Origin of the sequence: Pseudoduganella umbonata (assembly GCF_014192225.1) — a bacterium.
Lineage (GTDB): Bacteria > Pseudomonadota > Gammaproteobacteria > Burkholderiales > Burkholderiaceae_D > Rugamonas > Rugamonas umbonata.
In genome coordinates, this window is record NZ_JACHXS010000011.1 from 211104 (window position 1) to 231972 (window position 20869).

Annotated in this window: 14 protein-coding genes; 8 read left to right on the plus strand and 6 right to left on the minus strand. The window is 67.6% G+C overall.

Annotated elements, in window-relative coordinates:
- Window positions 1-36 precede the first annotated feature (36 nt).
- The 3 genes from FHS02_RS24805 to FHS02_RS24815 all read left to right on the plus strand — a co-directional run bounded on the left by FHS02_RS24805 (window position 37) and on the right by FHS02_RS24815 (window position 2652).
- Window positions 37-594: a cohesin domain-containing protein gene (locus FHS02_RS24805; protein ID WP_137316764.1), complete on the plus strand. Its 558-nt coding sequence runs from the start codon at window positions 37-39 to the stop codon at window positions 592-594.
- Window positions 595-755: 161 nt separating this feature from the next.
- Entirely contained in the window at window positions 756-1979 is a 1224-nt protein-coding gene (locus FHS02_RS24810; protein ID WP_137316763.1) for a DesA family fatty acid desaturase, read from the plus strand.
- Between the two features lie 70 nt (window positions 1980-2049).
- Window positions 2050-2652: an IMPACT family protein gene (locus tag FHS02_RS24815; RefSeq protein ID WP_137316762.1), complete on the plus strand. Its 603-nt coding sequence runs from the start codon at window positions 2050-2052 to the stop codon at window positions 2650-2652.
- On the opposite strand, the gene FHS02_RS24820 is transcribed toward FHS02_RS24815, so the two are convergent.
- The 3 genes from FHS02_RS24820 to FHS02_RS24830 form a co-directional block, all read right to left on the minus strand.
- Window positions 2618-3811 (minus strand): DUF418 domain-containing protein, encoded by a 1194-nt coding sequence (locus FHS02_RS24820; protein ID WP_137316761.1) that lies wholly within the window; start codon window positions 3809-3811, stop codon window positions 2618-2620. The two genes, FHS02_RS24815 and FHS02_RS24820, sit on opposite strands and share 35 nt — an antisense overlap.
- A gap of 148 nt (window positions 3812-3959) precedes the next feature.
- Window positions 3960-5897, minus strand: a complete 1938-nt coding sequence (locus tag FHS02_RS24825; RefSeq protein ID WP_137316760.1) for a helicase-related protein — start codon at window positions 5895-5897, stop codon at window positions 3960-3962.
- 69 nt (window positions 5898-5966) lie between these two features.
- Entirely contained in the window at window positions 5967-7190 is a 1224-nt protein-coding gene (locus FHS02_RS24830) for an MFS transporter (protein WP_137316759.1), read from the minus strand.
- 298 nt (window positions 7191-7488) lie between these two features.
- Between FHS02_RS24830 and FHS02_RS24835 the strand changes: the two genes are divergently transcribed.
- From FHS02_RS24835 to FHS02_RS24845, 3 genes are read left to right on the plus strand one after another with little or no spacing between them, the layout of a single operon-like run.
- Window positions 7489-7908, plus strand: a complete 420-nt coding sequence (locus tag FHS02_RS24835) for a hypothetical protein (protein WP_137316758.1) — start codon at window positions 7489-7491, stop codon at window positions 7906-7908.
- Window positions 7909-9378, plus strand: a complete 1470-nt coding sequence (locus tag FHS02_RS24840) for an ATPase domain-containing protein (protein ID WP_137316757.1) — start codon at window positions 7909-7911, stop codon at window positions 9376-9378.
- A 1-nt stretch (window position 9379) separates the two neighbouring features.
- Complete coding sequence (locus FHS02_RS24845) at window positions 9380-10660, plus strand: hybrid sensor histidine kinase/response regulator (protein ID WP_137316756.1); 1281 nt, start codon at window positions 9380-9382, stop codon at window positions 10658-10660.
- Window positions 10661-10741: 81 nt separating this feature from the next.
- On the opposite strand, the gene FHS02_RS24850 is transcribed toward FHS02_RS24845, so the two are convergent.
- Entirely contained in the window at window positions 10742-13006 is a 2265-nt protein-coding gene (locus FHS02_RS24850; protein WP_137316755.1) for a xanthine dehydrogenase family protein molybdopterin-binding subunit, read from the minus strand.
- Between the two features lie 20 nt (window positions 13007-13026).
- Window positions 13027-13503, minus strand: a complete 477-nt coding sequence (locus FHS02_RS24855; protein WP_137316754.1) for a (2Fe-2S)-binding protein — start codon at window positions 13501-13503, stop codon at window positions 13027-13029.
- A 118-nt stretch (window positions 13504-13621) separates the two neighbouring features.
- On the opposite strand from FHS02_RS24855, the gene FHS02_RS24860 reads away from it, so the two are divergent.
- Window positions 13622-15418, plus strand: a complete 1797-nt coding sequence (locus FHS02_RS24860) for an amidase (protein ID WP_137316753.1) — start codon at window positions 13622-13624, stop codon at window positions 15416-15418.
- A gap of 82 nt (window positions 15419-15500) precedes the next feature.
- Window positions 15501-16079, plus strand: coding sequence for a DUF6622 family protein (locus tag FHS02_RS24865; RefSeq protein WP_137316752.1), 579 nt, complete (start codon window positions 15501-15503; stop codon window positions 16077-16079).
- An 85-nt stretch (window positions 16080-16164) separates the two neighbouring features.
- Here the strand turns inward: FHS02_RS24865 and FHS02_RS31700 are convergent, their stop codons facing one another.
- Window positions 16165-20805, minus strand: a complete 4641-nt coding sequence (locus tag FHS02_RS31700; protein WP_137316751.1) for a beta strand repeat-containing protein — start codon at window positions 20803-20805, stop codon at window positions 16165-16167.
- Window positions 20806-20869 lie beyond the last annotated feature (64 nt).

A 20869-nucleotide genomic window follows, 5' to 3' on the forward strand; every position in this document is an offset into this window, starting at 1 on the left:
ACCGACTATTGCCCACCCGGCAGAAGGAGAAACAAGATGAGTGGATGGAAGAAATACCTGGGCGCTGCATTGCTGAGCGTGGCGAGCGTCCAGGCCTGTGCGGCAACGCTGACGCCCGTGGCGGCGGCGAACCCGGTAACCGTTGGCCAGACCTTCGAACTGGATGTGCAGCTGACCGATGTCACCGACCTGTTCAGCTACCAGTTCTCGCTGCAGTTCGACCCGACCGTGCTCCAGGTCATCGCTGCAGACCAGGGCGACTTCCTCGGTGCCACGTTCGGCAACGGCGGCCTTCCCGACAATACGGCCGGCACCGTTTCCTATGCGTTCGGCTCGCTGGTGGGCGCCGTTCCCGGCGTGTCGGGCAGCGGCAGCCTGGGCACGATCCTGTTCCAGGCCATCGGCACGGGCAACGCCAACATCTCGTTCTTCGACACGCTGCTGCTCGACAGCGGCCAGTTCGACATTACCACCACGCTTCAGGGTGGCACGATCCAGGTGCTGGCCGTGCCCGAACCGTCGACATACCTGATGCTGGGCGTCGGCCTGGTCGGCCTGGCTGCGCTGCGCAGGCGCCAGCCGGCACGCGCCTGATCCCATCGCGGGCCATCGCGGCCCGCGGTAGAGCCGGTCTGCGCTGCGCAGCCCGGCTTTTTTTCTGCAGGCCGGTCCACCGTACCGAATGCTGTGCACGCATCGACGGCTCCGCCGAAAGCGACTATGCTGGATTCGTCCGCCGCCATGGAGAAACCAGCATGGATGCCCTTCCCGCTCAGTTTCTGTCTCAGCTACTCCCCCAGTTTCTGGATTTCCTGTCCCATGGTCTGCTCGAATGGAACGGCTGGGCTATCGTTGCCTGGACCCTGGCAGTCACGCACGTCACGATCGCCGCCGTTACCATCTACCTGCACCGCTGCCAGGCGCACCGGGCGCTCACGCTGCATCCGATCGCCAGCCATGTCTTCCGCTTCTGGCTGTGGCTGACTACCGGCATGGTGACGCGCGAATGGGTGGCCGTGCACCGCAAGCACCATGCCCGCTGCGAAGCCGATGGCGACCCGCACAGCCCGGCGGTATTTGGCATCGGCACCGTACTGCTGCGGGGTTCGGAACTCTACCGGACCGAAGCGGCCAATCCCGTCACCGTGGTGCAATACGGCACCGGCACGCCGGACGACTGGGTTGAGCGGCACGTGTATTCGCGCTTCGTCTGGCAGGGGGTGGGCGTGATGCTGGTGCTCGACGTGGTGCTGTTCGGCGTCATCGGCCTGACCGTGTGGGCGGTACAGATGCTGTGGATTCCCGTTACGGCGGCCGGCGTCATCAATGGCCTGGGCCACTGGTGGGGCTACCGCAACTATGACGGCCCGCATGCCGCCACGAATATTGGACCGCTGGGCTTGCTGATCGGCGGCGAGGAACTGCACAACAACCACCATACTTACCCGACGTCCGCCCGCCTTTCCTCGCGCTGGTTCGAGTTCGACGTGGGCTGGCTGTACATCCGCCTGCTGCAGGCATGCGGGCTGGCCCGCGTGACGCGCGTGGCGCCACGGCCGCGCCGCGCCGCGCCCAAGCCGGAGGCGGACCTGCACACACTGCACGCGGTGATCGCCAACCGGCATGAAGTGATGGCCCGTTATGCCCGCATGCTGCGGCGCGCCTTCCGGCAGGATGCGAAACAGGTGCACGACGTCATGTTCGACAAGCCCTTCCTTGCCCAGGTCGACCGGCTGCTGCGCCGCGATCCCGGCCTTGTGACAGGCGAGCAGGCCGACGCGCTGGCGCTGTTCCTGCGCCACCGGGGCGCCCTGCTGACGATGCAGCAGTTGCGTGCCGACCTGGCCGACCTGTGGCAGCGCCAGCATGCGGCACCGGAGGAACTGCTGGCGCACCTGCGCCAGTGGTGCGAGCGCGCCGAGCTTTCCGGCATCGGCATGCTGCGCGACTTCGCGACGCGCCTGCGCAGCTACGCCTGACGGCAAGGCCGCCTTCCGGCACGGCCGGGCCGCCGGTTACAATCAGCGGCCCACGCTTCTTCCCGCACCGATGCCGAACACCCTCGCCGCCCCCTGCTTTGCCGAACTGCTGATCAAGAAAAGCCGCTTTATCGCCTGCGTGCAGCCGATGACCGACCGCGCCGCCGCGCAAGCCGTCGTGGCGCGCCTGAAGGCCGAGCATCCCGGTGCCGCCCACGTCTGCTGGGCATTGCTGGCCGGCGGCCAGTCGGCCGCGGTCGACGATGGCGAGCCCAGCGGCACAGCGGGGCGGCCGATGCTCGACGTGCTGCGCCACCAGGACCTGGAGGGCGTGCTGGCCACCGTGGTGCGCTACTTCGGCGGCGTCAAACTGGGCGCGGGCGGCCTCGTGCGTGCCTACACGGACGGCGTGGCGCAGGCGTTGCTGAAGGCCGAGCGCATCGCCATCGTCAAGTCGCGCGAGCTGCGCTGCGCGGTGCCGTATGCACTGGAAGGCATGCTGCGGCGCGAACTGGAGGCCGCCGGCGCGGCGCTGCTGGACGTATCACACGGCAATGACGTGGCCTTTCATTTCAGCCTGCCCGACGATGCCGCCGGGGCACTCGTGGCGCGCCTCAACGAGGCGGGCAACGGCCGGCTCAGCTGGCTGGACGACCCAACCCGGGATTCGTGACACCGGCCCACGTGGCACGGTGCCACAGCGCTTCCAGCGGCCCTTGCTTGTGGCGCTTCAGCCACCAGGCCGAGAACAGTCCCTGCAGCAGCGCCAGCACCGCGCCGATCAGCAGGCAGGCGGTGGCACCGGTGTACTGGTACAGGCCGAGGCCGAAGCTGTAATACAGCGCGGTGCCCACCACCGACTGGCTGACGTAACTGGTCAGGCTCATGCGGCCGAGCGGCGCGAACACGTTCAGTAGCCGTGCCAGCGTGCCGCGCTGGTACAGCAGCGTGAACCCCGCAACGATCACGCCCATCAGCGCGAAGTTCGACCAGGACTTGACGATCACCAGCAGCGGCCGCCGCAGCGCCTGCCCCGTCACGGCGGCATCGAGTCCCGCCGTCGCGGCGTACAGGACCGCGAAGCACACCACGGCCACCACCAGCAGCCTGCGCCACATCGCACGATTGGTGTCGGACAGCGCGAACATGCCGGCGCGGCCCGCCAGCATGCCGAGCATGAAGAGCGCCGGGATCTGGAAGAAGCGGCCATTCTCCCAGCTCCACAGCACGGCCGCCGTCTTGCCGGTGGTGACGTTGCCCAGGTACGTCTGCAGCATCGTGCCTCCCGTCATGTACTCGGTGGTGCGGGCAAAGTACGCCCACGATGCCGGGTCCGGCAGTTTTGCATCCGGCTGGGGCAGCGCCTGCAGGACATGGACCCACAAGTACGGTTGCAGCATCAGCAGCGCCGCGATCGCCAGCACGGCGCGGCTGCCCAGGCGCGCCACCGGCAGCAGCGTGAACGACATGACGGCGTAGAACGACAGGATGTCGCCCTGGTAGAACAGCGAATTGAGCATGCCGAAACCCAGCAGCAACAGCATGCGCCAGGCGAAGCGCGGCCGGAAGTCCTCGCCCGCCGCCGCCCGCCGGGCATCCTGCAGGTGGAAGGTGACGCCGAACAGCAGTGCGAAGATCAGGTAGGACTTGCCGGCAAACAGGAAGAACATGCCGTCCCAGATGTTCTGGTCCAGCGCCGCCAGCCAGGCCGGCTGCCCGGCCGGCTTGTGATAGAGGTCGAAATGCTCGAGGTTATGCAGCAGCATGATCGACACGATGGCGAAGCCGCGCAGGGCGTCGACGATATCCAGGCGGGAGGAAGTGGGCGGCATCGCGATCCTGTCGGAAATGAAGGTGCCGGCAATTGTGGATGAAAACGTTACCAATTACCAGCTTCGTCACTGCTTCCGACAACCGGTGACAGACACCGGTTTATTTGAAAGATTTCCCGGAAACTGGTGTCTGTCACCGGTTTTGGGGTCAGCGCCGCCGGTGATGCCGGCGCCGTGACGAGGTGTTCTGGTCCTGCAGCATCGAATCGACCCGTTCGGATGCCGCGCGCGACAGCTCCAGCGCCAGCTCGATGTCCGGGAAATAGTCCGGCAGGCGGTAGCCCAGCCAGGCATATGCGGAGTAGAGGCGGCAGGTATCCTCGACTTCCTGCAGCGTCATGTAATGCAGCTGGTGATCGTCCGCCTGCAGCCGCGTGATGCGCTTCTTCGACAGTGCCACGCACCAGTGCTCCCAAGCGCGCTGCAGCGCGAGTACCTTGGTCGACACGGGCACCAGCGACAATGCGAACTTGTCGGCCACCGACAGCGGCAGCGTGTCCAGCCATTGCGCGCGCTCCATCTGGTCTTCGGTGATGCGCGGGTAGAAGAACCCGTCCGGCACATCGATGTTGTGGATGAAGCGCTTCAGCAGCTTGGCCAGCGAGGTCTCCTGCGTGACGGCGGCGATGCGGTGCAGGTGTTCCAGCGTGGGCGCCACCGCGAAGCCGCTGGTATTGAGCGGCACCGGCTTTTCCTTCAGCAGCGAGCGCATCACTTCGTGACTGTCGGCGTCGTAGCCGGCCACCAGGCCTTCCTCGTGGATGCCGTAGCGCCCCGCCCGGCCGGCGATCTGGCGTGCCAGCGGCGCCGGGATTTCCTCTTCCTCGACGCCGTTGAACTTCACCGTGGACGTCATCACGATACGCTGGATCGGCATGTTCAGGCCCATCGCGATCGCATCGGTGCCGACCACGATGTCGGCTTCGCCGTCGCGGAAGCGCTGCGCCTGCGCACGCCGCACCTCGGGCGACAGGTTGCCGTACACGGTGGCCACCAAATGGCCCATCTCGGCCACCATGTCGCGCCACATCAGCACGTCGCGCCGCGAGAAGGCGATCAACGCATCGCCCGGCCGCAGGTTCTTCACCCTGCGCACCGGCCCGGGCTCCATCGACAGCGGCCCCTTGCGCTTCATGACGTGCACCTCGATCGGGCATTCGAGCCGTTCGGCCAGCGCCTCGACCGCGCGGCGCGCTTCCGGCGCGCCCACCAGGTACACGGTACGGGCCGGCGCGCCGCACACGGCGGCCGTCCAGGCGGCGCCACGGTCGCGGTCCGCCAGCATCTGGATTTCGTCGATCACCGCCACGTCGACCGGCGTGCGCGTATCGAGCATCTCGACCGTGCTGGCGACGTGGGTGGCATCCTCTGCGATCCTGCGCTCCTCGCCCGTGACCAGGCTGACCGCCAGCGGCTTGCCGTGGCGGCTTACCTCCAGCAGGCGTTCGTAGTTTTCCAGCGCCAGCAGCCGCAGCGGCGCCAGGTACACGCCGCTGGCGGCCTTGGCCAGCGCTTCCATCGCCTTGTGGGTCTTGCCGGAATTGGTGGGGCCCAGCAGCGCGACGAACTTGCGCGGCAGCCGCCGTGCCACCTCGAACGAAGCGGGATATTCGGCCAGGTTGATGCTCTGGCGGGTGCGCTCGGCATGCTGCTCCTCGCGCTGCCGCTCCACCGCGTGGCCCAGGCGCTGGCGGATACGGTCGAACACGACCGTGGCCGGTTCGGACGTCTGCACATCGGCCAGCGAATGCAGGAAATCCATCGGCGCCAGGCCGAATTCCTCGCATTCGCCGGCCAGTTCTTCGACAAAGGCCTCCACGCTGTCATGCAGTTCGCGCAGTGCCCGGTCGGTCGAGCGTTCGCGGATCAGCGCGGCACGCGCGTCGGCATCGAGCTTGCGCCATTTCGACGGCTTGGCCAGCACGCCCTGCGCCGGCACCAGCGCATACGGTACGCGCAAGTCGGCCGCATCGGCCGTGCCGTCGAAGCGCAGGAATACCCTGCCCTCCAGTTTCATCAGCGCGACGCCGCGCTCCGCCAGGCCGAGCTCGTTGCTCAGCCGATCGTCATCGAGTTCTTCCGTCATTGCAGCAATGATCCATATCGGGCCACGAGTATAGCTCGCAGCCCGGCCGGCCGTTGCACAGGTGGGAAATCAGGCGGCGGTCACTGCGGCGCGGGCCGTACTGTTGCGTTCCACCGCCAGCGACACCGCCAGCACGGCAATGCCGCCCAGCGGCAGCAGTGCGCCGACCAGCGACGTGGATGCCAGGCCATACCCGGCAGCGATCGTCACGCCGCCGGCCCAGGCGCCCAGCGCGTTGGCGATGTTGAACGCCGAGTGGTTCAGCGCCGCGGCGACGGTCTGCGCATCGCCGGCCACGTCCATCAGGCGCGTCTGCACGGCCGGCACCACGGCGATGCCGGTGCCGATCAGGAACAGGTTCAGGCCGGCCAGCCACAGGTTCGAACTGGTGTACGCGAACGCGGCCAGCACCAGCGCTTCCCAGACCAGCACGCCGAAGATCGTGGCCGTCTGGTTGCGGTCGGCGAACCAGCCGCCGACCAGGCTGCCGACCGTCATGCCCACCCCGATCAGACCCAGCAGCACGGAAATTTCCAGCGGCGACGCGTGCGTGAGTTGCTGCAAGGTCGGCGTCACGTAGGTGTACATGGCGAACATGCCGCCGAAGCCGATCGCCACCATCAGCAGGGTCAGCCAGACCTGCAGCCGGCGGAACACGCCCAGCTCGCCGCGAATGCTGGCGTTGCCGGCCGCGATGAACGGCAGGAAGACGAACACCATCGCCACGGTCAGCAGCGCCAGCGCACCGACGATCGCGAACGCCGAACGCCAGCCCATGACCTGCCCCAGCCACGTGGCGAGCGGCACGCCGAAGATGTTGGCCACCGTCAGGCCCAGCATCACACGCCCCACTGCCTGGGCGCGCTTGTCGGGCGTGACCAGCGCCGCCGCCACCAGCGCGGCCACGCCGAAATAGGCGCCATGCGGAATGCCGGCCACGAAGCGGGCCAGGATCAGCAGGCCCGGCGTGGGCGCCAGCGCGCCGAGGATATTGCCGACGGCGTACATCAGCATCAGGCACATCAGCATCATCCGGCGCGGCATGCGCGCCATGAAGATCGTGATCAGCGGCGCACCGACCACCACGCCCAGCGCATAGGCGCTGATCATGTGGCCCATGTCGGGCAGCGTGGTGCCGAGGTCCTGCGCGACCAGCGGCAGGATGCTCATCGAGGCGAATTCGCCGGTGCCGATGGCCAGGCCGCCGATGGCGAGCGCCAGCTCGGCCATGCCGGCGCCACGCGGGGCGACGATGGAAGGAATCTGTGAATCGGGAAGGGTTGCTTCTTGCATGGGGAACAGCCGGAAAAAACGAAGCCGGGCAGGATAGCACGGCGGGGATTTTCGTGCTCGGCGCCGCCCGAAAGGCAAATTCAATTGCGTTATTCAATCAACAATGCGAGGATTCTTTTCGCAACAGGCTGTTTTCATTGCGATCAGCGTCCCCGCCAGACGACTCTTCCTTGCGCAGCTATAATGGCGGCCACCGGCGGCAGGCACATCTTCAATCCGCGGGTAGATATCGCACGCCAATACATATTGCACACCAAGTACATATCGCACGCCAAGTACCAATCACTGATCAGCATGCATGGATAACAAAGACGACAAGCGCACGCAACTGATTCGCGCGATGCTGGCACGGCCCGGCGGCGCGGATGCGGCAGAGCGGCAACTGCTGCCCTGGCGCTCGCTGGCGTTGCACCTGAGCCCCCTGATCGGCGAGAGCGGCTTCAACGCACTCTACGCACGCACCGGGCGTCTGCTGGCACCACAGCATCGCTGGCTTACCAACGGTCCGTCGTCGCAGACACTGGACGCATTGTTCCGGACGCTGGCGGAAGACCTTGCCAGGGCAGAGCCGGCGCAGGCGGCGCAGGCGAACGAAGCCCTGTTGACCACGTTTACGCGCTTGCTTACCGAGCTGATCGGCGAAGGTTTGACAACCAGGCTGATCGATAGCGCGTGGAACGGCGTACAGGCACCAAACAATGCAGGGGAGCAGAAGTAAATGAGCGACAAAGTTAGTCTGGGATTGCTGGAGACCGGAGTACCGGGGCTGGACACCCTGCTCGGCGGCGGACTGGGCGAGTATTCGTTCAACCTGATCGCCGGGGCTCCCGGCAGCGGCAAGACGACGCTGGCACACCAGATGATGTTCGCGCTGGCCACGCCCGACCGGCGCGCGCTGTTCTTCACGGTGCTGGGCGAGCCGCCGCTGAAAATGCTGCGCTACCAGCAGCAATACGGTTTCTTCGAGCTCGACAAGGTAGGCAGCGCGATCCGCTACGTCAACCTGGCCGAGGACCTGCGCAGCGGCGATTTTTCCGGCGTGCTGGAACGCATCATGCGCGAGGTCGAGGCGTTCTCGCCCAGCCTGGTGTTCGTCGATTCGTTCCGTTCCGTCGCGCAAACGGCGCAGAACGGCAGCGAAGGCATCGCCGACCTGCAGCACTTCATCCAGGAACTGGGCACGCGGATGACCAGCTGGCAGGCCACCACGTTCCTGATCGGCGAGTACGTTCACGTGGAAGCCGAAGCCAATCCGATCATGACGGTGGCGGACGGCGTGCTGGCCCTGTCGCAATCCCAGCAGGACAACTCGACGGTGCGCAAGATCCGCATCGTCAAGATGCGCGGGCAGGCACACATGGCCGGCATGCACACCTTCCGCATCGGCGACGACGGCGTGCGCATTTTCCCGCGCATGCTGCCGTCGCTGGCGGCCGACCGCCTGCCCGGCGTGCCCGTGGACCGCGACCCGCGCCGCATTTCCAGCGGCGTGCCGTCGCTGGACGTCCTGCTGCACGGCGGCATCCCGCAAGGCCACTCGATCCTGGTCGCCGGTCCGTCGGGCTCGGGCAAGACGATCCTCGGCACGCAATTCCTCGCCGAGGGTGTGCGCCAGGGTGAGAAAGGCGTAGCCTGCTATTTCGAGAAAGGCACCTCGCGCCTGCGCAATGCGGCGCTGGCCGAGATGATCCAGGGTGGCCACGTGCGGATCGTCGAGAGCCGCGCGCTCGACCTGACCGCCGACGAGCTGTTGCAGGACCTGCTGATGGCCATCGACGAAACGGACGCGCGGCGCGTCGTCATCGATTCGCTGTCCGAGTTCCTCCTGTACCTGGCGCCGGAATTCCGGCGCGAATTCCGCGTGACCGTGTTCCGCATCCTGTCCCACCTGGCCAAGCGCGGCGTGACCGTGCTGGTCACGATGGGCCTCGAGGACCGCTTCACCGAGCTGCGCTTCTCCGATGCCGAGGTCTCGTTCCTGACCGACGGCATCATCGCCACCCGCTATGTCGAGATGGAGGGCGAGCTGACGAAAGTGATCTCGGTCGTCAAGCTGCGCGGCTGCTCGCACAGCAGCGCGCTGCGGGCTTTCCGCATCACCGACGCCGGCATCGAGATCGAGAGCACCAAGGTGCGCTTCGACGGCATGCTGTCCGGCCACCCTTCCGCGCACCGCGACGGAAGCTAGCATGATGGCGGACCTGGAGCAGCCGCAGGACAACGATTCGCAGCACGTGGCCGAGCTGCGGCTTGCGCTGCGCCAGGCCCGCTTTGAAAACAACCTGCTGCGCGAGGCCAACAGCCACCTGGTGCAGGCCACCGTCACCGCGCAGACGCTGCAGGACGAGGCGGAAGCGGCCAACCAGCGCCAGAACGAATTCCTGGCGATGCTGGCGCACGAACTGCGCAATCCCCTCGCGCCGATCAGCATGGCGGCGGCCATGCTGGAACGCATGCCGCACCTGTCGCCCGAACTCGTGGCGCTGCGCAGCGTGATCAGCCGCCAGACCGAACACATGGCCCGCCTGCTGGACGACCTGCTCGACGCGGCGCGCATCAGCAGCGGCCGCATCACGCTGGACGCGGCGCCCGTGGCGCTGGCGGACGTGATCGAACGCGCCGTCGAAACCGTGCAGCCGCGCGTTACCGAACGCGGCCAGCGCCTCGACGTGCGGGTGACGGCGCCGGAGCTGACGCTGAACGGCGACCGTGTCCGTCTCACGCAGGTATTTTCAAACCTGCTCGCCAATGCGTCGAAATACACCCAGGATGGCGGCCACCTGGTCCTGGAAGCCGGCGCCGGCCCGGCCGGCGTGCAGGTGACGGTGAGCGACAACGGCACCGGCATCGCCGCCGACGTGCTGCCCCATATCTTCGACCTGTTCACGCAAGGGCCCCGTTCGCTGGCCCGCTCCGAAGGCGGCCTGGGCGTGGGGCTGAACGTGGTGCGCAACCTGGTGCACATGCACGGCGGCACCGTCCAGGCCCATAGCGGCGGTCCCGGTTGCGGCAGCATCTTCACGGTGGAGATGCCGGCTGGCGGGCCGATGCCCGCGGCAGAACCTGCGTCGGCAACCGTTTCCCACGAGGCATGCCGCGTACTGCTGATCGAGGATAACGTGGACGTATGCGATACGCTGAAGGGCTTCCTGATGCTCGATGCGCACGATGTCACGGCGGCCTACGATGGCATCGCCGGCCTGGCGCTGGCACAGCAAGGCGGCTTCGACGTGCTGATCTGCGATATCGGCCTGCCCGGCCACGACGGCCTCGAAGTGATCCGCCGGCTGCGCGCGGGCGGCTCGCGCCTGTTTGCCATCGCCCTGTCGGGCTACAGCCAGGCGCAGGACCGGGAAGGCGCCCTGGCGGCCGGCTTCGATGCCTATCTCGTCAAGCCGGTACGGCCGGACAGCCTGCTGGCAATGATCGATTCCCAGGAATGCCGGGCGCGGCGCGCTACCGGCTGCTGAAGACCGGCCCGTGTCAACAATGACACGGCAGGCTGTTGCGGCCGGCCGTGTCGCGTAGATCAGGCCGGCATCAGTCCCTGATCAGGCCTTCTTCAGCGAGGCCGACACGGGCAGCTTGCGGATACGCTGGCCCGTGGCGGCGAAGATCGCGTTGCACAGCGCCGGCGCGATACCCGAAGTGCCCGGTTCGCCAATGCCGCCCGGTTCATCCTTGCTGGCGACGATGTGCACCTCCACCTTCGGCGCCTCGTTCATGCGCATCATCCGGTAGTCGCCGAAGTTGGTCTGCACCACCTTGCCGCCGTCCAGCGTGATCTCGCCCCACAGCGCGGCGGTCAGGCCGAAGACGATACCGCCTTCCATCTGCGCCACGATGCCGTCCGGGTTGACCGGCTGGCCGCAGTCGAGCGCGCAGACCACGCGGTGCACGGTCACGTCGCCTTCCGGGCCGACCGATACTTCGGCGATCTGCACCATGTAGCTGCCGAACGCGAACTGGGCGGACACGCCGCGGCCCACCTTGCGGCCGGCCACCGGCTTCATCGGCTTGCCCCAGCCGGCCTTCAGCGCCGCCAGGTTCAGTACGCCCAGCAGGCGTGGCGACTTGTCGAGCAGTGCGCGGCGGTACGCTACCGGGTCCTGCTTCGCGGCATGCGCCAGCTCGTCGATGAAGCTTTCCACCACGAACACGTTGTGCGTCGGGCCCACGCCGCGCCAGAAGGCGGTCGGCACCGGCGGTTCGTGGCGCAGGTACTCGACGCGCAGCGCGGGGATCGTGTACTGCAGGTCGGCCGCGCCCTCGACGGCGTCCGGATCGACGCCGTTCTTCACGGCCGGCGGCGCAAAGCGCGCCATGATCGAGGAGCCGGTTACACGGTGGAACCAGGCTTGCGGCCTGCCCTTGTCGTCCAGCCTGGCGGCAATGCGGTCCACGTAATAGGGACGGTACATGTCGTGCTGGATATCTTCCTCGCGGGTCCAGACGAACTTCACGGGACCCGGTTTGGCCTGCGCCTTGGCGAACGCCACCGCCTGCGTGACGTAATCGACTTCAAGGCGTCGGCCGAAACCGCCGCCCAGGTAGAAGTTGTGCACCTTGACCTTTTCCAGTGGCAGCCCGGTCAGCTTGGCGGCGGCGCCCTGCGCCAGGCTGGGCACCTGGGTACCGCAGTACAGGTCGCAGCCATCGGCGCGCAGGTCGACCGCGCAGTTCATCGGTTCCATCGTCGCGTGCGCCAGGAACGGCGCCTCGTAGACCGCTTCGATCTTGCGGCCCGCCTTGCCGTCCCCTTCCAGCTCCTTCAACGCGTTGCCTTCGTCGGCCGCCACGGCGCCGGCAGCCTTCGACTTTTCCATCATGTCGGCCACGATGGATGCCGTGCTCACGTTCGCGTTCGCGCCGAAATCCCATTGCGGCGCCAGCGCGGCCAGGCCCTGCTTCGCGGCCCACATATTGGTCGCCACCACGGCCACCGCACTGCCGATCTTCAGCACTTCGCGCACGCCGGGGATCGCCAGCGCCTTGGGGTCGTTCGATGCGATCAGCTTGCCGCCGATCACGGGACAGGCCGCCACGGCGGCAATGCCCATGTTCGGCAGCTTCACGTCGATGCCGAACTGCGCGCTGCCATCGACCTTCGGCGCCGAATCGAGCCGTGCATGATTCTTGCCGATCAGCGTGTACGAACCGGGATCCTTCAGTGCCACCGCTTTCGGCGCATCGAGCTTTGCCGCGGCATCGACCAGCTCGCCGTAGTGCAGCGTCTTGCCGGCGCCGTTCGTCACGGCGCCGTTCGCCACGCGCAGCGTACCGGGGTCCACGTTCCACGTCTGCGCGGCGGCCTGCACCAGCACGGCGCGGGCGGCTGCGCCGGCTTCGCGCAGCGGCTTCCATGCGCCGCGGATCGACGTCGATCCGCCCGTGACCTGGCCGCCCAGCAGCGGGTCGCTGTACAGGTTGTTGTCGGCCGGCGCATGTTCCAGCTTCACCTTCGCCAGGTCCACGCCGAGCTCCTCGGCGATCAGCATCGGGATCGACGTGTAGGTACCCTGCCCCATCTCGACCTTGTGCATGATCAGCGTGACGAGCCCCTCGCGGTCGATGCGGATGAACGCATTCGGCGCCAGCCCCGGCGCCACCTCAGAGACGGCCGTGGCGGCATGCCCCACGGCCTTTTCCGGCGGGGCTTCCTGGCGGTCGCTCTCCTTGCGGTTGCAGCCGGGCAGCACGAAGCCGACCAGCAGCCCGCCACCGGCGGCGGCGCCCACGCGCAGGAAGCGGCGGCGGCCGATGGCACTGCCGCTCAGTTTTTCGACCGGTCCAGCATCCGGTTTTTTTTCACGCATCGTACCCATCGCGTCCCCCTTCATTTGACTGCCGCCTTGACGACCACGGTACCTGCCGCGATCTTGATCGCGGTCCGGATGCGGCCATAGGTGCCGCAGCGGCAGATGTTGCCCGACATGGCGTTGTCGATGTCGGCATCGCTCGGCTTCGGCGTGGCCGCCAGCAGCGCCGTGGCAGCCATCACCTGGCCGGACTGGCAGTAGCCGCATTGCACCACATCGATCTTGCGCCAGGCGTCCTGCACCTTGGCGCCGACCGGGTCGTTGCCGATGGCCTCGATCGTGACGATCTTCTTGCCGGCGGCCGCCGAGACGGGGGTGACGCACGAGCGGATCGCCTGCCCGTCCAGGTGCACGGTGCAGGCGCCGCACAGCGCCACGCCGCAACCGAACTTGGTGCCGGTCAGGCCGGCCACGTCGCGCAAGGCCCACAGGATGGGCATATCGTCGGGCACGTCGAGCGCGGTATCGGTGCCGTTGATGTTCAGGGTGGGCATGCGGACTCCTTCATGTTGGAACAGAAAACAAGAGCAGGACTATAAGGCAACAAGCGCATCCTTGTCGCCCCGATGATAGACTCGCAAAGCAAGCCCGCCAATTAAACTTCAGTATGAGATGACCGACCGCCGCCGCTTCCTGATCAATGCACCGCTCGGCCTGCTGGCCGCCACCACCGCCACTACGGCCACCACGGCAGCCGCCGCGGCCGAACCGCCCGGCACCGCCGGCGCCCCGCCCACCTTCGCCGCGCTGCCGCCAGCCGGGCCGCAGGTGTCGCCCGCCACGTTCGCGGAAGCGGAAAAGCTGCTGCAGGTGACGATGACGCCGGCCCAGCGCCAGATGGCCGCGCAGGTCTGGCCCACCACGCTGGCCGGACTGGCGAAACGCCGCACCGGCCCGAACAAGGTGACTATCGACGACAGTGTGGTACCGATGTCGCGCTTCGACCCGCTGCTGCCGGGAATGAAGGCCGGCCCGGCGCGCGCCCGCTTCGTGCGCGGCTTTGCCGACCCCGGGGCGCTGCCCGCCAGCGATGCCGACATTGCCTACGCCAGCGTGGCGCAGCTGTCGCGCTGGATCGAAGCGCGCAAGCTCACCTCCGAGCGGCTCACGCAGATCTACCTGGCACGCTGCCGCCAGTTCGATCCGCGGCTGCGCGCCATCATCACGCTGCTGCCGGAGCAGGCGCTGGAACAGGCGCGCGCGGCCGACCGGGAAATCGCCGCCGGCCGCTACCGCGGACCGCTGCACGGCATTCCTTACGGCGTGAAGGACTTATTGGATACGGCCGGCATCGCCACGACCTGGGGTGCCGAACCGCTGAAGGAGCGCACGCCCGTTACCGACGCCACCGTTGTCACGCGCCTGCGCGAAGCGGGCGCCGTACTGCTGGCCAAGCTGTCGCTGGGCGCGCTGGCGATGAACGACATCTGGTTCGGCGGCCAGACGATGAATCCGTGGCTGCCCGAGGAAGGCGCATCGGGATCCAGCGCCGGCCCCGGCGCGGCGATGGCGGCGGCGCTGGTGGCATTCACGATCGGCAGCGAAACGGGCGGTTCGATCGTCAGCCCCAGCACGCGCTGTGGCGTGACCGGCCTGCGCCCGACATTCGGCCGCGTGCCGCGCACCGGCGCGATGACGCTGTGCTGGTCGCTCGACAAGCTGGGCCCGATGACGCGCTCGGTGGAGGATGCCATGCTGGTGCTCGATGCAATCGCCGGGCCGGACGCGGGCGACGTGGCCAGCGTGCAGGCGAAACTCGATTTCGATCCCGCCGTGCCGGTGCGTGGCCTGCGCGTCGGCTACCTGCCCGAGTGGATGAAGGAAGGCACGGATATCGACCGCGCCGCGCTGGACCTGGCCCGCAAGGCCGGCATGAAACCGGTGCCGGTGGCGCTGCCGGACTGGCCCTACGGGTCGCTGAACACCATCCTGTTCGCGGAAGCCGCCGCCGCATTCGAGGAATGGACGTTCTCCGGCAAGATGGAGCTGCTGTCGGAGCAAACCCCGGATGCCTGGCCGAACCTGCTGCGCGAGGCACGCTTCCTGTCCGCCGTCGATTTCGTGCAGGCCGACCGGATGCGCCGCATGGTCGCGCAGCACATGGCGACCGTCTTCAAGCAGATCGACGTGCTGCTGGTGCCGTCGCTGCGCGACGAGATGCTGGTGATTTCCAACCATACCGGCCACCCTTCGCTGACCTTGCGCACCGGTTTCGTGCAGGTCAGCGAGGCACGCAGCGACTGGGCACCCCACCCTTCTCGGCCGGTACCGAAGTTCTCGCCGCCACGGCGCGTGCCGCACGGCGTCACGCTGATCGGCGGCCTGTTCGACGAAGGCACGCTGGCGCGCGCCGGCATGGCCCTCGAGCGGCTGGCCGGCGTGGCCGGCGAGCGCCCGCCGGGCTTCTGATCTGGCACCGCCCCAGGCCCGTTTCGCGGCCTGGCGGTGCGCTTTCGTCGCACATGCCTCGCCCGGACAGACGGAGCGGGGCATGCTCTCCTCATCGACCACCCATCCAGTCCATGAGGAGCAGGCCATGCTGCAACAGATCGTTATCCACACCCCCTTCCACGTCTGGCTGCTGCTGGCGTTCCTGGTCTGGCGCGGCATCGCCGCCAGCCGCGACCGTGTCGTGCCGCTGCGCCAGGTGTTCGTGCTCCCGGCGATACTGCTGGCGCTGTCGGTGCACGACATGGCCGGCCGTTTCGCCTTCGCGGGCCTGCCCGCGGCGGGCTGGCTGGCCGGCACGCTGGCCGCGGCCATGCTGGCCTGGCACTGCACGGTGCCGATGCCTTTGCCTGTTCCCATGCAGCCTGAGCGCACGGCAGGCAGCTCGACCGCTACCGTCATGCTGCGCGGCAGCTGGCTGCCGCTGGTGCTGATGCTGGCCACGTTCGCGACGAAATACACGGTGGCGGTCGTCTGCATCATCAAGCCGGCGCTGCCTGATGCCCCCCTGTTTGCCACGGCCGTCTGCACCTTGTACGGCGTATTCAACGGGCTGTTCGCCGGCCGCGCGCTGCGCTGCCTGCCGTGGCCGGGCCGGCGGCACATCGGCGCGCTGTCGTAGGCCGCCGGGTACCTGTCCGCGCCGGATCACGGGCGTAAAAAAGCCGCCCGGCTTGCGCGGGGCGGCTTTGCGGGTCGGCAGCTCGTTACGACCAGGACAGGTCGAAATCCACCAGCGATGCATCGGCCACACCGGTTAGCGTGGCAATCTGTTTCAACTCCTTGGAGGACACCATCGCGTCCGCGCTGCTCGACGCGAACTTGAACACGGCGGTCGATACGCCGTTGTCGATCGCGAAGAATGCCACGTCGCCCTTGGCATACGCCTGTGCCGCGTTGCCGATCGCTGCCGCGGCGTTACCGCTGTCCAGCTTGTTCGCGTTGACGCCGAACACCACCAGGCCAGCCGCAGCGGAGAAACCACCGGTCTCCCCCCACTGCACGGTATCGCTGCCCGCCAGTCCCAGGCCGGACGTCCGGAACGCCAGCGTGTCCGCGTCCACATTGAAATCGGCCACCTTGTCGTGCGAGGCCAGGTCGAGCACGAACACGTCGTTGCCCAGGCCGCCCGTCAGCGCGTCGTCACCGGCCCCGCCGTCCAGCGTATCTTTGCCCGCACCGCCGGACAGCTGGTCCTTGCCGCGACCGCCGCTGAGCAGGTTGTCCATGTCGTTGCCGGTACCGTTGAACGACGAGGTGCCGGTATAGACGAGGTGTTCGACTTGCGCACCCAGTACGTACTTCGCCAGCGAGGCCAGCACCGTATCGGTCCCCTCGCCCGCCACCTCTGTCACGCCGTCGCCGGCCGCGTTGACAACGTAGACATCGTCGTCGGCGCCGCCGGTCATCGTGTCGTTGCCGGCACCGCCATCAAGGAAGTCGTTGCCGCTGCCGCCGTCGAGCCTGTCGTTACCGGCACCACCGAGCAGGCTGTCGTCGCCGTTGCCGCCGTTCAGCACGTCGTTTCCGGCCCCGCCATCGAGCGTGTCGTTACCGTCCAGGCCGGCCAGCGTGTTGGCGGCGGCGTTGCCCGTCAACTTGTTGGCTTCGCCATTGCCGGTGAGGTTCACTGCCACTTTCGACGTCGCGGTTGCGTGCTCGATGTTTTCCGCCAGCACCCAGGTGGTATTGGCCACCGCGATCGCGACCTGCACCGTGTCGTTACCGGCGCCGGCAGCTTCGATCACCACGTCGCCCTGGTTGTCGACGACGTAGGTATCGTTGCCGCCCTGGCCGGCCATGGTATCCGCGCCGATGCCGCCATTGATCGTTTCGCTGCCGGTGGTGCCCGTCAGGGCATCGTTCCACTTGGTCGGGGTGGTCGACACGGCCAGCGTACCGAATGCCGCGGTGCCGTCGGCAAACGTGAAGTTTTCCACGTTGCGCGCCACGACCGTCGTCGCGCCGTTGCGCAATTGCACTTCGCTATCGGCGCTGCGGGTGATCGCCCAGGCCGCGCGATTACCGGCCAGCACGGCCGTATCGTCGCCGGCGCCGCCGTCGAGCGTGTCTGCGCCCCCACCCGAATCCAGCACGTCGTTGCCGTCGCCACCGAGCAGGCTGTCGGCACCGGTACCGCCGGTCAGCGTATCGTTGCCGGCCAGGCCGGACAGCTTGCCGCCGCCGTTGCCGTTGACGATCTTGTTTGCCTCGGCGTTCCCCGTCAAAGTGGCCTTCGCGTTGCCGGTATAGACCAGGTTTTCCACGTTAGCGGCAAGCGTCAGCGTGGCGGCGCCGGACAGCACCGTATCGCGGCCATTGCCGGCCAGTTCGGTGACCTTGTCGCCGGTTACGTCGACGATGTAGGTGTCGTCGCCAGCGCCACCGTCGAGCTTGTCGGAACCGCGGCCGCCATCCAGCGTGTCGTTGCCGGCGCCGCCGGTCAGCGTGTTGGCGGCAGCGTTGCCGGTCAGCGCGTTGTCCAGGCCGTTGCCGCCCAGGTTGACCGCGGCCGTCGACGTGATCGTGGCATGCTCGACGTTCTCCCCAAGCACATAGGTGGCGTTGCGCGCAGTCATGGCCACCTGCACCGTGTCAGTGCCGCTACCGGCCGTTTCCACGATGATATCGCCGACGGCATCGACGACATACGTGTCGTCGCCAGCACCGCCAGCCAGCGTGTCGCTGCCGGCGCCGCCGGACAGCGTGTCGTTGCCGCTGCTGCCAGTTAGCGCGTTGTTGAGGGCATTGCCGACGCCCAGCCTGCCCGCCGTGCCGGTGATGACCAGGTTTTCGACATTGGCGACCAGCGTGAAGTCGACGCCGGCGCGCACCGTGTCGATGCCTTCATTGGCTTTCTCGACCACTACTACGCGACTGTCGGCCACGATATACGTGTCGTCGCCGGCGCCACCTTCCAAGGTATCGGCACCGCCGCCGCCGTCAATCGTGTCGTTGCCGGCGCCGGCGCTGAAGGCCTGGTTACTGTCATCGGCGCCCAGTGCGGCGAAGTACGCCGCGCTGTCGTTGCCGGCCGTGCCTTCGAGCGTGCCCAGGACCATCAGCGTGACGACCTTGCTGGCCGGGCTCTCCTGCCCCAGCGAGTCGACGGCAATGGCGCTGAAACGGTGTGCGCCGGCCTTCAGGTCGGCCAGCTGGACACTCCAGCTGCCGTCCGCGCTGGCGGTGACCTGCGCCACCTTGACGTCGCCATCGAACAGCGTGATCGTGGCGCCGGCGTCGCCGGTACCGGTCACCAGCAGGTTGCCGGTGGTGAACTTGCCTTCGTCGATCACCATCGCATCGGCGCCCCTCATCGGCGCGGCCATCATGACGGCGGCAGCGCCGGTATCGGCAGCCTGCACGGTGAACTGGGGTGCGGCCGGCGGCTCGCCGGTGCTGCTCGATGCGACGAATTCGGCGGCGCCGTCATAGTCGATCATCTGCTGCCAAACGCGGCTGGCCCCGTCGGGCGCGGTCGTGGTCCAGCTGACGATCACGTGGCCGTCGGCCGCCTCGGCCACGGCCGGCGCGGCGACCGTGCCCGTGATGGCGACCTGGTTCACCTGCCACGCGGCGCCGGCGGCGGTGCCGTCGGCCTGGTAGTGGCGGCCCATCACGGTGGTGACGCCGTCGGCCGCGACATTGCTCCACACGACGATGAAGCCGCCGTCGCGCAGGCCCGTTACGGCAGCCTCGTGCTGGAAGCCGCTGCTGGCGACCGGGATCGGCGTGCCGACCCGCGTGCCGGCGGCATTGAAGCGCTGCACCATCACGGCATCGTCGGCCGTGGCGGCATTGCCGTCATCCTGGATCCACGCCACCGCCGTGCCGGCCACGACGGTGCCGGCCTGGCCGTACAGCGTGGCGATGCCGACGCTGCCGACGACGCCCGTGGTGGCCAGTTTCACTTCGGCGCCCATGGCTTCGCCATCCCAGCGGAACTGCTGCACCAGCACGCCCTGGCTGGTGCCATTGTCGGATTGCCAGGCCACCATGTAGCCATTGTCCTGCTCCGCGATCGCGGCGCCGCCCTGCTCGCCGGCAGTCGTGGTATTGACGATGGCAGCGGCCTGCGCCGCGCCATCCCAGCCGAAGCGGGATACGTGCACGTCGGTATCCGCTTGCCACGACACGGCAAAGCCGCCGTCGATGGTGGCGGTGACGGACGGGGTCACCTGGTCGCCGGCACTGCCCAGCACCACTTCGGTGCCGTTCCTGCTGCCGTCGGCATTAAAGCGCTGCAACGCGATGTCCCATCCGCTGGCGGTGGCGCTCTGGAAAACGGCAACCCAGCCGCCATCGTACAACGCGGCAACCACGGGCGCGGCCTGGCTGCCGGCGGTGGCGGTATTAATCTGCGCGACAGCGCCACGCGGCATGCCGTCGGCATCGAACTGGCGGAAGAACACGCCGCTGCCGTCGGCGTCGCTGCCTTGCCAGGCGATGACATAGGAACCGTCGGCAAGGCCGGTGACGGATTGGGCCCGCGCATTCGCCGCCACCAGCGGGTCGATGCCGGTCAGGTCCAGCGTAGTGTCGGAAAACTGCAAGTAGCGGATGCCGACCAGCGTGTCGCTGCCGTCCTGGCTGGCGCGCAGGTCGCTAACGATGACCCGGCCATCGGCCTGCGTGACGACCCGGTAGTCGCTCTGCCGGCCGGTGAATACGGCCGTGTCCGCGCCGGTACCGCCCACCAGCGTATCGTTGCCGCCCGCGCCGCGCAGCACATCGCTGCCGGCGCCGCCGTCCAGTACGTTGTCGCCGTCGTCACCGCCCAACACGTCGGCGAACGCGCTGCCTTCGAGGTTTTCGATGCTGAGCAGGTGGTCGTAGCCATCGGTCGAGCTCGCGCCGCTCAGCAGACTGGCCGTCACGCCGGACGCCGAGTAAGCGTAGCTGGCCGTGTCGATGCCAAGGCCGCCGTCGAGCGTGTCGTTGCCGATTCCGCCGGTCAGGACCTCGGCGCCCGCGCTGCCCGTGATGCTGTCGTCGAAGCCGGAGCCCTGCACGCGCTCGATCGAAACAAGTGTGATGTTGCCGCCCAGAATGCCATCGGCACCGTGGGCCGGCGACTCCAGCAAGGCAGTGCCATTGCCCAGGTGGATGGTCAGCGCACTGGGCGCCCCGCTGAAATCGACGAGATCGCTACCGGCGCCACCGTCGAGCGTGTCGTTGCCTTCGGAGCCGAAGATCGTATCGTTGCCTTCGTAACCATACATGACGTCATGGCCGGTGTCCCCCAGCGGGCCGAAGCCGCCGACGAACACATCGCCGAGGTCGGTGCCTTGTTCGACATCATCCGCGAAACCGCCAAAAACGTAAGGAGCGCCAGTCTTGACCGTCATTTAATCCACCTTGAGAAAGAAATTTGCCACACGGCAATTTATCATGACTCACGGCGGATGCATC